Genomic DNA, 13,220 nt, shown 5'->3' with positions numbered 1-13,220 from the left:
ATGACACACCCCGCACCCACCGGCTGGAGCCGCGTCACGGCAAAGCTCCCCCGCACCACCTCCCGGCTCGTCCGTCGGCTGGCCCTGGCGTCGCTGATCTCCCAGATCCTGATTGTGGTCACCGGGGGCGCCGTCCGGCTCACTGCCTCGGGCCTGGGGTGCCCCGAATGGCCCCGGTGCACGGCCACCTCGATAGTGAATACCCCGGAAATGGGGATCCACGGAGTGATCGAGTTCGGGAACCGGCTGCTCACTTTCGTCCTGACGGCCATCGCCATTGCCATGGTGGTCTCACTCTGGAACCTCCGCAAGGAACGCAAGGACCTGTTCCGGCTGGCGATCGCCCTGGCCGCAGGCATCCCGGCCCAGGCCATCCTCGGCGGTATCACCGTCCTGACCCAGCTCAACCCCTGGGTGGTGGGCTGGCACTTCATCGTCTCGATGGTCCTGATCGTGCTGGCAACGGTGCTGGTCAACCGGGTCCGGCTCAGCACCGCGCAGGCGGCAAGATCGGCCGCTCCGCTCGGGTCGCGGCTGCTGCGCCAGATCCTGAGCGCCGCAGCGGTGCTCACCGCTGTCACCGTCTTCCTCGGGGTCATCGTCACCGGTTCCGGACCCCACGCGGGCGACGCCGGCGCCGCCCGGAACAACCTTGACCCGGACCTGATGACCCGCATCCACGCGGCGCCGGTCTACCTGCTGGTGCTGACGGTCGCCGTCGCGCTGGTGCTGGTCTACCGCGAGTCCACAGCACCGCGGCTGAGGAAATCGGTGGTACTCCTCGCCGCCGTGGTGCTGGCGCAGGGCGCCGTCGGCTACCTGCAGCATTTCCTGCACCTCCCAGTAGCCCTGGTGGCCCTGCACATGCTGGGGGCCTCGGTCCTGACAGCCGCGATGGCGAACAGCCTGTACCTCGCGGTGAGCCGCCAGGAGCACGCCACTCTGGACTTGGGCACCCCTCGCGTCGAAGCCCAGCCCGCGGACCTCAGAGACGCCCGGTAACCTCCAGCGCGTCGACCAGGCGGGCAAGGTCGCGCTGCTCGCTGCCCGGGACAGGCAGGACGGGTAGCCGGGGTTCGCCGGCGTTCACGCCGCACGCCTTCGCCAGCGAGTGGAGCCCGCTCAGTTTCCGCAACCGCAGGACCGCCTGGACCACGGGGAGCAGAAGTTTCCGCGACTCGTCGATGCGGGCGGTATCACCGCTGAGGACAGCCGCGCGGAACTCGGTGTAGGCGACGGGGAGCAGTGCGGCCGGTCCGGTGTGCCAGGCGTCGGCCGCGACGTCGCCCGACGCAATCAGCAGGTCCCCGCTGAGCCCGTGACTCACCGGCTGGCCGGTCAGGGACCGCAACCGGTCGTAGCGCTGCCTGAAGGTGACGACGTCGGCGGCGGTGTCCTTGAAGGCGACGACGTTGGGCAGGTCAAGGAGTTCGGCCACCAACTCCAGGTCGTAGTGGAACTGGGTGGTACCCGGGTTGTTGTACAGGCAGATCGGCAGGTCGGTCACATCGCAGACGGCTGCGGTCTGCGCTGCTACCTCGTCATTGTTCAGCGGCACGTAGGAGACCGGTGACAGCACCACCCCCGAGGCGCCGACGCGCTCCGCGTCGCGGGCGGCATCCAGCACCTCCCGGGTGCCCACCGAACTGATCCCCACGACCACCGGGACGTCAGCGTCGGATGCGCTGACGGCGTCGACGGCGGTCGCCGCAACCCGGGACCGTTCCCCGGCGTTCAGGTAGGCGAAACTGCCTGATGACCCCAGCACCGCTATCGCATCAACTCCCGAGGACGCCAGGGACGTCACCAGCGAGGACAGCTCGGGGAAGTTGACGTCACCGTTCTCGTGGAAGGGAGTGACCGGATACGCGATAAGACCGTTGAACACCATGTGCTCATGCTAGCTGTATTGCCCTTGACGGGCGGCAGCGTTAGAAGATGACGGGCGGCAGCGTTAGAAGACCGGGCCGCCGATGAAGGGGTCGATGGCCAGTGCCAGGAACACCACGGTGAGGTAGCTGATGGAGCCGTGGAAGACCTTCATCGAGCCCTTGTCGGTGACGGTCCCGCGGACGGCCGAGGCGTGGAGCTTGTGCGTTTCCGACAGGAACCAGATTCCGGAGGCGATGGCGGCCACGGTGAACACCCAGCCGGCACCGCCCACGGGGATCAGCAGCAGGGAGCAGGCAACGGTGGCGTAGGCGTACAGGACCACCTGGACGGAGACCACGCGGGCCCCGGCGATGGCTCCCAGCATGGGCACCTTTGCCGCGTTGTAGTCGTCGCTGTATTTCATGGACAGCGGCCAGTAGTGCGGCGGCGTCCACAGGAAGATGATGAGGAAGAGGACGACGGCGGGCCACTCAACGGTGTTGGTCACCGCGGCCCAGGCGATCAGCACCGGCATGCAGCCCGCGGCGCCGCCCCACACGATGTTCTGCGAGGTGCGGCGCTTGAGGATCAGCGAGTACACGACCACGTAGAAGAAGATCGCCGCGACGCCCAGCGCGGCCGCCAGCGGGTTCGCGCCGAACCACAGCACGGTGATGGCGGCTATGCCGAGGACCCAGGAGAAGATCAGCGCCTCCCGTGGGGACACCTCTCCGGTGACGAGCGGGCGCTTCTCGGTGCGGTGCATCACCTTGTCGATGTCGCGGTCGATGTAGCAGTTGAACGAGCCGGCGCTGCCTGCCGCCAGGGCCCCGCCCACCATGGTGGAGATGATCAGCCAGAGACCGGGCAGGCCGCCCTGGGCGAAGATCATGGTCGGGAGCGTGGTGACCAGCAGCAGCTCAATGACCCGCGGTTTGGTCAGAGCGAGATAGGCCTTCGCCTTGCGTTTGAAACCCGTACTGCTGCCCGTTGTACTGGCAAGGCGCGGATCCTGCTCGGTCTTCACGAGGTAACACTGCCGTTTCTGCTGGGGGGAAAGTCCTCTCTCATCATACTGCCCCGCCGATCCCAGATTTTACAGCGTGTAGAAGTATCGGCCCAGGTCGACGGCGCGTGACTCCCTGCGTCACTATGTGGACAATGAATTTGATTGGCAGCCCAAAGCGATAGGGTTGATGGTAACGCCCGGGCCGTTTCAGCTGGTGTATTTTGCCGGTTGAGCGGAGCGTGGGCAGCGACATGCAGATTTTCAGACAATGCAGATTTTCAACGGTGAACGGCCAGCTGGTCCGGTGCTAGAGGACGGCAATCGCCAGTCCCACTTGAGGCGCCGTGGTGCTGGCCGTGGAGCACAGAGAGGGGCTGAGGTTTCGTGCCGCAGCTTGATACGCAAGAACTGACCTGGACTGACCTGGACAACCGTGCGGTGGATGCCGTGCGGGTACTGGCAGCCGACGCGGTGGAGAAGGTGGGAAACGGCCACCCCGGCACGGCGATGAGCCTGGCGCCCGCCGCCTACCTGCTCTTCCAGAAGCTGATCAGGCACGACCCTTCGCAGCCCGAATGGACCGGCAGGGACCGTTTCGTCCTCTCCCCCGGCCACACCTCGCTCACCCTCTACATCCAGCTCTTCCTCTCCGGCTACGGCCTGGAGCTTGAGGACCTGCAGTCCCTGCGCACCTGGGGCTCCAAGACCCCGGGCCACCCGGAGTACCGGCACACGCCCGGCGTTGAGATCACCACCGGGCCACTCGGCCAGGGCCTGGCCTCAGCGGTGGGCTTCGCCTACGCCCAGCGCCGCATGCGCGGCATGATGGACCCCGACGCCGCAGTGGGCGAGAGCCCGTTCGACCACACCATCTGGGTCATCGCTTCCGACGGCGACCTGCAGGAGGGTGTCACTGCCGAAGCCTCCTCCCTCGCCGGGCACCAGGAACTCGGTAACCTGGTGGTGCTCTATGACGAGAACCACATCTCGATTGAGGACGACACCGACATCGCGTTCACCGAGAACGTGCTGGGCCGGTACGAGGCGTACGGCTGGCACGTCCAGCGCGTCGACTGGACCAAGACCGGCGAGTACGTCGAAGACATCGAAGAGCTCCACAGGGCCCTCACGGCTGCACGGGCAGAGACCTCGAAGCCGTCGATCGTGTCCCTGCGCACCATCATCGGCTGGCCCGCCCCCACCAAGCAGAACACCGGCAAGATCCACGGCTCCGCTCTCGGCGCCGATGAGGTGGCAGCCCTGAAGGAGACGCTCGGCCTCGACCCGGCCAAGCACTTCGACGTGGCCGCGGAGGTGCTGGATCATGCACGGCAGGTCGGAGACCGCGGCAAGGCGCTGCGGACCGAGTGGGAGCAGTCGTTCACCGCCTGGCAGCAGGCCAACCCGGACAACGCGAAGCTCCTGGACCGGATCGCTTCCCGCAAGCTTCCCGATAACTGGGACGATGCCCTCCCCACCTTCGAGGCCGGCAAAGACATGTCAACACGTGCGGCGTCGGGCAAGGTGCTCTCGGCAATCGGCCCGGTCCTTCCCGAACTGTGGGGCGGCTCAGCTGACCTCGCGGAATCGAACAACACCACTATCGAGGGATCGCCGTCGTTCGTCCCCGTCGGCAAGCAGACAGACGCCTGGCAGGGCAACCCGTACGGCCGGGTGCTGCACTTCGGCATCCGGGAGCACGCGGCAGCCGCGATCGTCAACGGCATTGTCATGCACAGCAGCACCCGCGCCTTCTCCGGCACCTTCCTCATCTTCAGCGACTACCAGCGACCCGCCGTCCGGTTGGGCGCGCTGATGGGCGTTCCATCCATCTACGTGTGGACCCACGATTCGATCGGCCTGGGCGAGGACGGCCCCACCCACCAGCCCGTGGAACAGCTCGCGGCACTCCGGGCGATCCCGGGTCTCGACGTCGTCCGCCCGGGTGACGCCAACGAGGTTGCCGTCGCGTGGCGCACCATCCTGGAGAATACCGAAAACCCGGCCGGTATTGTGCTGACCCGGCAGAACATCCCGACGTACGAGCGGGGCGAGGGCGCAGCCGACGGCGACACCTTCGGTTCCGCCGAGGGCGCTGCCCGGGGCGCGTACATCCTGGCCGAAGCAGCGGGGGGTACCCCCGAGGTCATCCTGATCGGCACCGGGTCGGAGGTCCAGCTGGCTGTTGAGGCGCGCGCAACGCTTCAGGCCGAAGGCATCGCGGCCCGCGTGGTGTCGATGCCGAGCCTCGAGTGGTTCAACCGGCAGGACGAGGCGTACCGCGAGTCGGTACTGCCCGGCAACGTCCTGGCACGGGTGTCGGTCGAGGCCGGCGTGGCCCTGGGCTGGCGTGAACTCATCGGCGATGCCGGCCGGTCGGTCTCGCTGGAGCACTTCGGTGCGTCAGCCGACTACAAGCGCCTGTTCAACGAGTTCGGCATCACCGCCGACGCCGTGACCCAGGCCGCCCGCGACTCCATCGCCGCCGCAGGGAACCACCGGGCGCCGAACGGCACGCCGGCCTGGTCCGGCCCCATGTCATCCGAAACCGGCGACCAGCAGTAACAGTCGACAATTCAAGGAGATCCACAATGACTTCCACCCCCACGGCGGACCTTTCCGCCGCAGGCGTTTCCATCTGGCTCGACGACCTCTCCCGGGAGCGCATCAACTCGGGCGCCTTCAAGCACCTGATCGAGGAGCGCAACGTGGTTGGTGTGACCACCAACCCGAGCATCTTCGCTGCCGCACTGCAGCAGGGCGACTCGTACGCCACCCAGATTGAGGCCCTCGCAGCCGCCAACATCCCCGTCAACGACGCCGTCTTTGACATCACCACCCACGACGTCGCCCAGGCCTGCGACATTTTCGCGGCCGAGGCGAAGAGCACCGACGGCGTTGACGGACGGGTGTCCATCGAGGTGGACCCACGCCTGTCCAAGGACACCGAGGGCACGATCGCGGAGGCGAAACGGCTCCACGCCAAGGTGCAGCGCTCCAACGTCCTCATCAAGATCCCCGCCACGGTGGAGGGGCTCGAGGCCATCGCGGCGACGATCGCCGAGGGGATCAGCGTCAACGTGACGCTCATCTTCTCGCTGGAACGCTACCGTGCCGTCATCAACGCCTTCATGCTGGGCATCGAGCAGGCCAAGGAGAACGGGTTCGACCTGTCCACCATCCACTCGGTCGCCTCCTTCTTCGTGTCCCGCGTGGACAGTGAAGTGGACAAGCGCCTGGACGCCATTGGCACTGACGAGGCGGCAGCACTCAAGGGCAAGGCAGGGCTCGCCAACGCACGCCTGGCCTACCAGGTGTACGAGGAGCTGTTCGGCACCGAGCGGTGGGAAGTGCTTGCGGCAGCAGGTGCCCGTCGGCAGCGCCCCCTATGGGCCTCGACCGGTGTGAAGGATCCGGCACTGCCGGACACCCTGTACGTCACCGAGCTGGTGGCACCCGGCGTCGTCAACACGATGCCCGAAAAGACCCTGGAGGCCACGGCTGACCACGGCGTCATCACCGGGGACACCATCACCGGGTCCTACGAGGACGCGAACACGGTCCTCAACAATCTCGAGAACATCGGCGTTTCCTACGTCGAAGTGGTTGAACAGCTGGAAATCGAAGGCCTGGACAAGTTCGTAGTGAGCTGGAACGAGCTCCTCGAAACCGTCCAGACCGCATTGGACAAGGCGAAGGGCTAAACCAGATGAGTTCCATGACGCTCGCGGCGGCTGGCGCCGCCCTGGAAGCCATCGACCGCGTCACCGGCACCCTCGTCGAGGACCGGGTGGCATCGCGGCTGATGGCCAAGGACCCCACCCTGTGGGGTCACGACGCCGAGGCGGAGGCAGCGGTCCGGCTGGGCTGGGTTGACCTCGTCGACGCGTCCCGCGGCCTCGTCCCGGGCATCATGGAACTGCGGGATTCCCTGCGGGCGGACGGCGTGAGCCGGATCGTCCTGTGCGGCATGGGAGGTTCCTCCCTGGCGCCCGAAGTGATCACCCGGACCGCCGGAGTGGAGCTGACGGTGCTTGACTCCACCGACCCGGACCAGGTCCGCCGGACGGTCGAGGACCGGGTGGCGGAGACGGCAGTGGTGGTCTCCTCGAAGTCGGGGTCGACCGTCGAAACCGACTCCCAGCGCCGGATCTTCGAGGCTGCGTTCACCGCGGCGGGTATCGACCCGCTGAGCCGGGTGGTCATTGTCACTGACCCGGGGTCTCCGCTGGACGCCTCAGCCCGTGAGGCCGGTTACCGCGCCGTGTTCAACGCTGACCCCAACGTCGGCGGCAGGTACTCGGCGCTGACCGCGTTCGGCCTGGTCCCCTCCGGTCTTGCGGGAGTCGACCTCGACGCCCTGCTGGACGACGCGGAGGAGACCGCCGAGTTCCTCGGTGAAGACGATCCGACGAACATCGGGTTACGCCTGGGAGCGGTGCTGGGCGGCACGAGCCCCCTGCGGGACAAGATTGTCTTTGCCGATGAGGCCTCGGGGATCCCCGGGCTCGCCGACTGGGCTGAGCAGTTGATCGCCGAATCGACCGGCAAGCTGGGCACCGGTGTACTCCCGGTGGTCGCCGAGGAAGGCGCTCCGGAAATCCTTGCTGGCGACGGCGACGTCCTCGCCGTCCGGCTGACCGCGCCGGACGCCGATATTGAGCCGGTGGGGAACCAGGTCACCGTCAGCGGCAGCCTCGGCAGCCAACTGCTCGTCTGGGAGTTCGCCACCGCGGTCGCCGGTCGCCTCCTGGGCATCAACCCCTTCGACCAGCCCGATGTGGAGGCCGCCAAGACGGCCGCCCGAGGTCTGCTCGACGCACAACCCGAGTCCACCCCCGCGAACTTCGTCGACGGTGCCGTCGAAATCCGCGCCGACGATGGACTGCTCGGCGACGCCAGTACGCTGGGCGACGCCCTGCAGCAGCTTTTCGCTACCCTTGAGCCCAACGGGTACCTGGCAGTCCAGGCCTACCTGGACCGGTCGGTGCAGTCGCGGTTGGAGGACATCAGGTCACCCCTCGCGTCCCTGACGGGGCGTCCCGTCACGTTTGGCTGGGGCCCCAGGTTCCTGCACTCCACCGGCCAGTTCCACAAGGGCGGTCCGGCGCAGGGCGTGTTCCTCACCATCACCGGTGCAGCGGCCGAAGACCTGGACATCCCCGAGCGTCCCTTCACCTTCGGTGAACTGATCACCGCCCAGGCGGCCGGCGACGCCCAGGTCCTTGCAGGCAAGGGACGACCGGTGCTCCGCCTCCATTTGACAGACCGGGCGGCCGGCCTGGACCAGCTCGTCCAGGTGGTTACGCACCTGCTCAGCGGTGCCGCAGGCCAGCGGGCCTCCAACGAGAACGGCACCGTATAGTGCCCGACTCAACCGACGCGCGCCCTGCCAACCCGCTGCGGGACCCGCGCGACCGCCGGCTCAGCCGGATCGCCGGGCCGTCGTCGCTGGTGCTCTTCGGGGTCACCGGCGACCTGGCGCGCAAGAAGCTGATGCCGGCAATCTACGATCTGGCGAACCGGGGGCTGCTGCCGCCGAGCTTCGCCCTGATCGGGTTCGGCCGGCGGAACTGGGACGACGAGAGGTTCGTCGAGGAGGTGCGCGAGTCTGTCACCGCGCACTCGCGGACCCCGTTCGATGAGACCGTCTGGGAACAGCTCTCCGCCGGGATCCGGTTCGTGCAGGGAAACTTCGACGACGACGACGCCTTCGGGCGGCTGGAAGTCACCCTCCAGGAGCTGGACTCCAGCCGCGGGACCCGGGGGAACCACGCGTTCTACCTGTCCATCCCGCCGAAGGACTTCGAACTGGTCTGCCAGAAGCTCTCGGAGCACGGACTCGCCCAGCCCAATGAGGGCCAGTGGCGGCGGGTGGTCATCGAAAAGCCCTTCGGGCACAACCTGCAGTCGGCCCGCGAGCTCAACGCCGTGGTGGAACAGGTCTTTCCTCCGGACGCCGTATTCCGGATCGACCACTATCTGGGCAAGGAAACCGTCCAGAACATCCTGGCCCTCCGGTTCGCGAACCAGCTCTTCGAGCCGCTGTGGAACGCCAACTATGTGGACCACGTCCAGATCACCATGGCCGAGGACATCGGCATTGGCAGTCGGGCCGGATACTACGACGGGGTCGGAGCGGCCCGCGACGTGATCCAGAACCACCTGCTGCAGCTCCTGGCGCTGACCGCTATGGAAGAACCCATCTCCTTCAACGCCAACGACCTCCGGGCGGAGAAGGAGAAGGTCCTCGCCGCGGTGAAACTGCCCGATGACCTCTCCAAGTCCTCCGCCCGTGGCCAGTACGACGCCGGCTGGCAGGGCGGCGAGCACGTCAGGGGCTTCCTGGAGGAAGAGGGAATCCCGCCACAGTCCACCTCCGAAAGCTTCGCCGCCCTCCGCCTCGACATCCATACCCGCAGGTGGAGCGGCGTGCCCTTCTACCTCCGGGCGGGCAAACGGTTGGGCCGCCGGGTGACCGAGATCGCCGTCGTTTTCAAGCGTGCGCCGAACCTCCTGTTCCGCGACCACGGTGAGGACGACTTCGGTCAGAACGCCGTCGTCATCCGCGTGCAGCCGGACGAGGGTGCGACCATCAGGTTCGGTTCCAAGGTGCCCGGCACCCAGATGGAAGTCCGGGACGTCACCATGGACTTCGGCTACGGTCACTCGTTCACCGAATCGAGCCCCGAAGCCTATGAGCGGCTGATCCTCGACGTGCTGCTGGGCGAACCGCCGCTGTTCCCCCGGCACGAAGAGGTGGAACTGTCCTGGAAGATTCTTGATCCCTTCGAGGAATACTGGGCGTCCCTCGGCGACCAGCCGGAGAAGTACGTGCCGGGAAGCTGGGGCCCGGCCTCCGCTGACGAGCTCCTCGCCCGTGATGGAAGGACGTGGCGCAGGCCATGATCGTCGAACTGCCCGACACCACCACCTCGAAGGTGTCCAAGGAAATCATGACCCTGCGCGACAAGGGCGGCGTCGTCGCACTGGGGCGGGTGCTCACCCTGGTGGTGATCACCTCGTCCGGCCATGAGGAGGAAGCGATCCTCGCCGCGAACCTCGCGAGCCGCGAGCACCCCTGCCGGATCATCGTGCTCGCCCTCGGCTCCGCTGAGGAAGAGACCCGGCTGGACGCGCAGATCCGGGTGGGCGGTGACGCCGGTGCCTCCGATGTGATCGTGCTCAAGGGCTACGGGCAGCTCGCCGAGGAAAACGAGTCACTCGTGTCGGCGCTGTTGCTCCCTGATGCCCCCATTGTGGCCTGGTGGCCTCACGGGGCGCCGGAGAACGCATCCCGGACGTCCATCGGCAGTATTGCCCACCGGCGGATCACCGACGCAGCCAACGAGCCGGACCCAGTGGCGGCCCTGTCGACGATCCGTGGTACCTACGCGGCCGGTGACACCGACCTGGCCTGGACCCGGCTGACGAACTGGCGGATCCAGCTCGCCGCTGTCCTCGACCAATTGGACGACTCACCGATTACCGCAGTCACGGTAGAGGGAGCAGTCGATTCACCCAGCACCGTGTTGCTCGCCGCCTGGCTCACCCTGGCGCTGGACGCACCGGTCACCATCGCTGCCGGTCCCGCGGGCACCGGACTGCGGCGGGTGAGGTTGTCCCGGCCCGCTGGCGACGTCGAACTGAACCGGCCGCACCAGGCGGTCGCCGAGCTTTACCAGCCGGGTCAGCCCGTGCAGCGAATTTCCTTGCCGCGGCGGAGCCTGCAAGACTGTCTCGCAGAAGAGCTCCGCCGTCTCGACCCGGATGAGGTATTCGGCGAGGTGATCATGGAGGGGCTCGCGCGGACCAACCTAAGGAGCGTGCGTCCTAGTGAACGCTGAACCTAAAGTAAGTATCCATCCGGATTCGTCGTTGCTCGCAGCCACCGTCGCTGCCCGGCTGATCACCCGGCTGGTCGACGTGCAGAACGAGCGCGGATCAGCGACAGTGGTACTCACCGGCGGGGCCCTTGGCACCGCGGCGCTAGCCGCCGTCGCCGATTCGCCAGCCTGCTCGGCCGTGGACTGGAGCCGGGTCGACTTCTGGTGGGGAGATGAGCGCTTCCTCAGTGCCAGCGACCCAGACCGCAATGCGGTCCAGGCGCGTCAGGCCCTCCTCGGGAAGCTGGGCCTCGCCGAGTCCCAGGTCCACGAATTCGGGTCGAGCGATGATTTCGCAGACCAGGACGCCGCTGCCGCCGACTATGCCGCGCGGCTGCAGGACGCCGCCGACGCCGAACGGGCCCTCGCCAACGAGGGGGACGATGGCGACCGTGCGGGAGACAGCCAGGATCCCCGACTCCCCCGGTTCGATGTCCTGCTCCTGGGGGTGGGGCCCGACGCCCACATAGCGTCCCTGTTCCCGGAGATGTCCGGCATCAGGACCAAGGAGCAGACTGTCGTGGGGGTGGCCGACGCGCCGAAACCTCCTCCGTTGCGTATCTCCCTGACCCTTGAGGCACTGAACTCGGCGCAGGAGATCTGGATCGCCGCGGGCGGTCAGGACAAAGCAGGAGCTGTGGGACTAGCCCTGGCAGGTGCCGGGACGGTGCAGGTCCCCGCGTCCGGTGCGCGCGGACAGCGCAAAACGCTGTGGCTCATCGACCAGGAGGCGGCAGCCCAGCTCCCGGGCCGGCTGATCGACTCCGGAGATGAAGAACCCGACGACGAGGCTGTCTGAGGACGCGCCCGGCTAGGTAAGCCGGAGACCTGACCGCCGCGCCCGCAGGTTGCAGAGCGCCTGCTCCAGGACGACTGCGGCCTCGGCTTCGGTGCGGCGCTCTTTCGCATACTGCAGGTGGCTTTTGAACGGTTCGACGCCATCCACCAGGGGCTCCACCCCCGGCAACCTGCCTGCGGCACGACCGCACGTCCCGCATTCCCAGACTTCGGGAATCTCGTCCTCATGCAGTTTGGCAAAGGTCGGTTTGGTCTCGTGGTTCTGGATGCACCAATAGCTCACCACCGTTCGGTCCACGACAGCAGGACTCCGTCCGGATTCGGCTTGCCAGCCAGCCATTCCCCCGTATGAGTCAGTTCCGATTCGTGTGCCCTTAAATGCGTTTCCCGCGTTAACCATGGATTGCTCCTGGACTAGGCTCCGACAACAGGGTCAGTCTACGCCCAATGAAGTGGCCAGGAAATGATGGTCAACGCGGGAAAGCTGAAAACTTTTGGCTCCGGAGACAGACTCCGGCGGCCGGGTGGAGAGGTCAGGCGGCGAACCGCTGCAGCAGTCCCAGGGCCACGATGACAATGCCCCAGGTCAGGCCCAGCGCCACGGTGAAACGGTTGAGGTTCCGCTCAGCGACGCCTGATGAGCCCATGCTCGTGGTCATACCGCCGCCGAACATGTCGGACATGCCACCGCCGCGGCCCTTGTGCAGCAGGATCAGCAGAACGAGCAGCATGCTCGTGATGGCAAGGAGAACCAACAAGATGATTCGGAGAATGTCCACAGTGGCCTTTCAGGGGTAACTGACGTGCGCGATCGGCCGACAGCAGGAAGCGTTCTTAGTCAGTGACCAGAAGATGTTCGAACCTGACAATACTAGCAAACTCGGCAGCGTCCAGGCTGGCACCACCGACCAGCAAGCCGTCGACGTCGCGGCCCTTGAGGATGGAGCCCGCGTTTGCGGCCTTGACGGATCCGCCGTAGAGCAGGCGCACCTTCCCGGCAGTTTCCGCGTCGTACAGGGTGGTCAGTTCAGCACGCAGGGCGGCGCACATCTCCTGGGCATCCTCGGGTCCGGCAACTTCGCCGGTGCCGATGGCCCAGACCGGCTCGTAGGCGACGACGAGTTCGGCGACCTGGGCGGCGCTGAGTCCTTCGATTCCGTTCCGCAGCTGGCTGAGGGTGTGCTCCAAATGGTTGCCCGCCTGCCGCACCTCAAGGCCTTCGCCGGCGCAGAGGATAGGGGTCAGGTTGTGCCGGAAGGCGGCCTTGACCTTGCTGGCGAGCAGCTCGTCGGTCTCGTGGTGGATGGCACGCCGCTCGGAGTGGCCGACGAGGACATAGGTGCAATCGAGCTTGTCCAGGAACTGGCCGGAAATGTCGCCGGTGTAGGCCCCTGAGTCGTGTGGGGACAGATCCTGGCCGCCGTACACGACCTGCAGGTCGTCGCCGCGGACGAGGGTCTGTACCCCGCGGAGGTCAGTGAACGGTGGGAAGACTGCCACTTCGGTGCGCTGGTAGTCGTGCCCCGCATCGTCGAGGGTCCAGGCAAGCTTCTGGAGGAGCGTGATCCCCTGGACATGGTCCAGGTTCATCTTCCAGTTGCCGGCGATCAGGGGACGGCGGTCGTACTTGCCGTTGGTCGAGGAAGTCATGTGCT

At 66.7% G+C, this 13,220-nt stretch carries 12 protein-coding genes; 7 read left to right on the top strand and 5 right to left on the bottom strand.

Features of this window, described 5'->3' with window-relative positions; translation table 11 throughout:
* A complete protein-coding gene (locus HMI57_RS06485; protein ID WP_171585127.1) occupies positions 1–1,002 on the top strand; it encodes a COX15/CtaA family protein in 1,002 nt (333 codons plus the stop codon).
* Here the strand turns inward: HMI57_RS06485 and HMI57_RS06480 are convergent.
* Both HMI57_RS06480 and HMI57_RS06475 read right to left on the bottom strand, forming a co-directional pair.
* Positions 986–1,891, bottom strand: coding sequence for a dihydrodipicolinate synthase family protein (locus tag HMI57_RS06480; protein ID WP_171585126.1), 906 nt, complete (start codon positions 1,889–1,891; stop codon positions 986–988). The genes HMI57_RS06485 and HMI57_RS06480 overlap by 17 nt on opposite strands.
* A gap of 63 nt (positions 1,892–1,954) precedes the next feature.
* Positions 1,955–2,899 (bottom strand): heme o synthase, encoded by a 945-nt coding sequence (locus HMI57_RS06475; protein ID WP_171585125.1) that lies wholly within the window; start codon positions 2,897–2,899, stop codon positions 1,955–1,957.
* A 366-nt stretch (positions 2,900–3,265) separates the two neighbouring features.
* Between HMI57_RS06475 and tkt the strand changes: the two genes are divergently transcribed.
* The 6 genes from tkt to pgl are packed head-to-tail and all read left to right on the top strand — an operon-like array spanning position 3,266 to position 11,566.
* Positions 3,266–5,446, top strand: a complete 2,181-nt coding sequence (gene tkt / locus HMI57_RS06470; RefSeq protein ID WP_171585124.1) for a transketolase — start codon at positions 3,266–3,268, stop codon at positions 5,444–5,446.
* Positions 5,447–5,472: 26 nt separating this feature from the next.
* Positions 5,473–6,585, top strand: coding sequence for a transaldolase (tal, locus tag HMI57_RS06465; protein ID WP_171585123.1), 1,113 nt, complete (start codon positions 5,473–5,475; stop codon positions 6,583–6,585).
* 5 nt (positions 6,586–6,590) lie between these two features.
* Positions 6,591–8,246: a glucose-6-phosphate isomerase gene (locus tag HMI57_RS06460; RefSeq protein ID WP_171585122.1), complete on the top strand. Its 1,656-nt coding sequence runs from the start codon at positions 6,591–6,593 to the stop codon at positions 8,244–8,246.
* A complete protein-coding gene (gene zwf, locus HMI57_RS06455; RefSeq protein ID WP_346655145.1) occupies positions 8,246–9,790 on the top strand; it encodes a glucose-6-phosphate dehydrogenase in 1,545 nt (514 codons plus the stop codon). Before HMI57_RS06460 ends, zwf begins: the two co-directional genes overlap by 1 nt.
* Positions 9,787–10,728: a glucose-6-phosphate dehydrogenase assembly protein OpcA gene (locus tag HMI57_RS06450; RefSeq protein ID WP_171585251.1), complete on the top strand. Its 942-nt coding sequence runs from the start codon at positions 9,787–9,789 to the stop codon at positions 10,726–10,728. Before zwf ends, HMI57_RS06450 begins: the two co-directional genes overlap by 4 nt.
* A complete protein-coding gene (pgl, locus tag HMI57_RS06445) occupies positions 10,718–11,566 on the top strand; it encodes a 6-phosphogluconolactonase (protein ID WP_171585121.1) in 849 nt (282 codons plus the stop codon). The genes HMI57_RS06450 and pgl overlap by 11 nt, the downstream gene beginning before the upstream one ends.
* Before the next feature lie 12 nt (positions 11,567–11,578).
* On the opposite strand, the gene HMI57_RS06440 is transcribed toward pgl, so the two are convergent.
* From HMI57_RS06440 to tpiA, 3 genes are all read right to left on the bottom strand, one after another.
* Entirely contained in the window at positions 11,579–11,965 is a 387-nt protein-coding gene (locus HMI57_RS06440; protein WP_171585120.1) for an RNA polymerase-binding protein RbpA, read from the bottom strand.
* A gap of 133 nt (positions 11,966–12,098) precedes the next feature.
* Positions 12,099–12,344: a preprotein translocase subunit SecG gene (gene secG / locus HMI57_RS06435; protein WP_171585119.1), complete on the bottom strand. Its 246-nt coding sequence runs from the start codon at positions 12,342–12,344 to the stop codon at positions 12,099–12,101.
* A 55-nt stretch (positions 12,345–12,399) separates the two neighbouring features.
* Entirely contained in the window at positions 12,400–13,215 is an 816-nt protein-coding gene (gene tpiA / locus HMI57_RS06430) for a triose-phosphate isomerase (protein ID WP_171585118.1), read from the bottom strand.
* Between the last annotated feature and the right edge of the window lie 5 nt (positions 13,216–13,220).

This window comes from Arthrobacter sp. 260 (assembly GCF_013116745.1).
Lineage (GTDB): Bacteria > Actinomycetota > Actinomycetes > Actinomycetales > Micrococcaceae > Arthrobacter_D.
The sequence above is the reverse complement of the archived record's forward strand: the minus strand, read 5'-3'. Positions and strand labels throughout refer to the sequence as shown.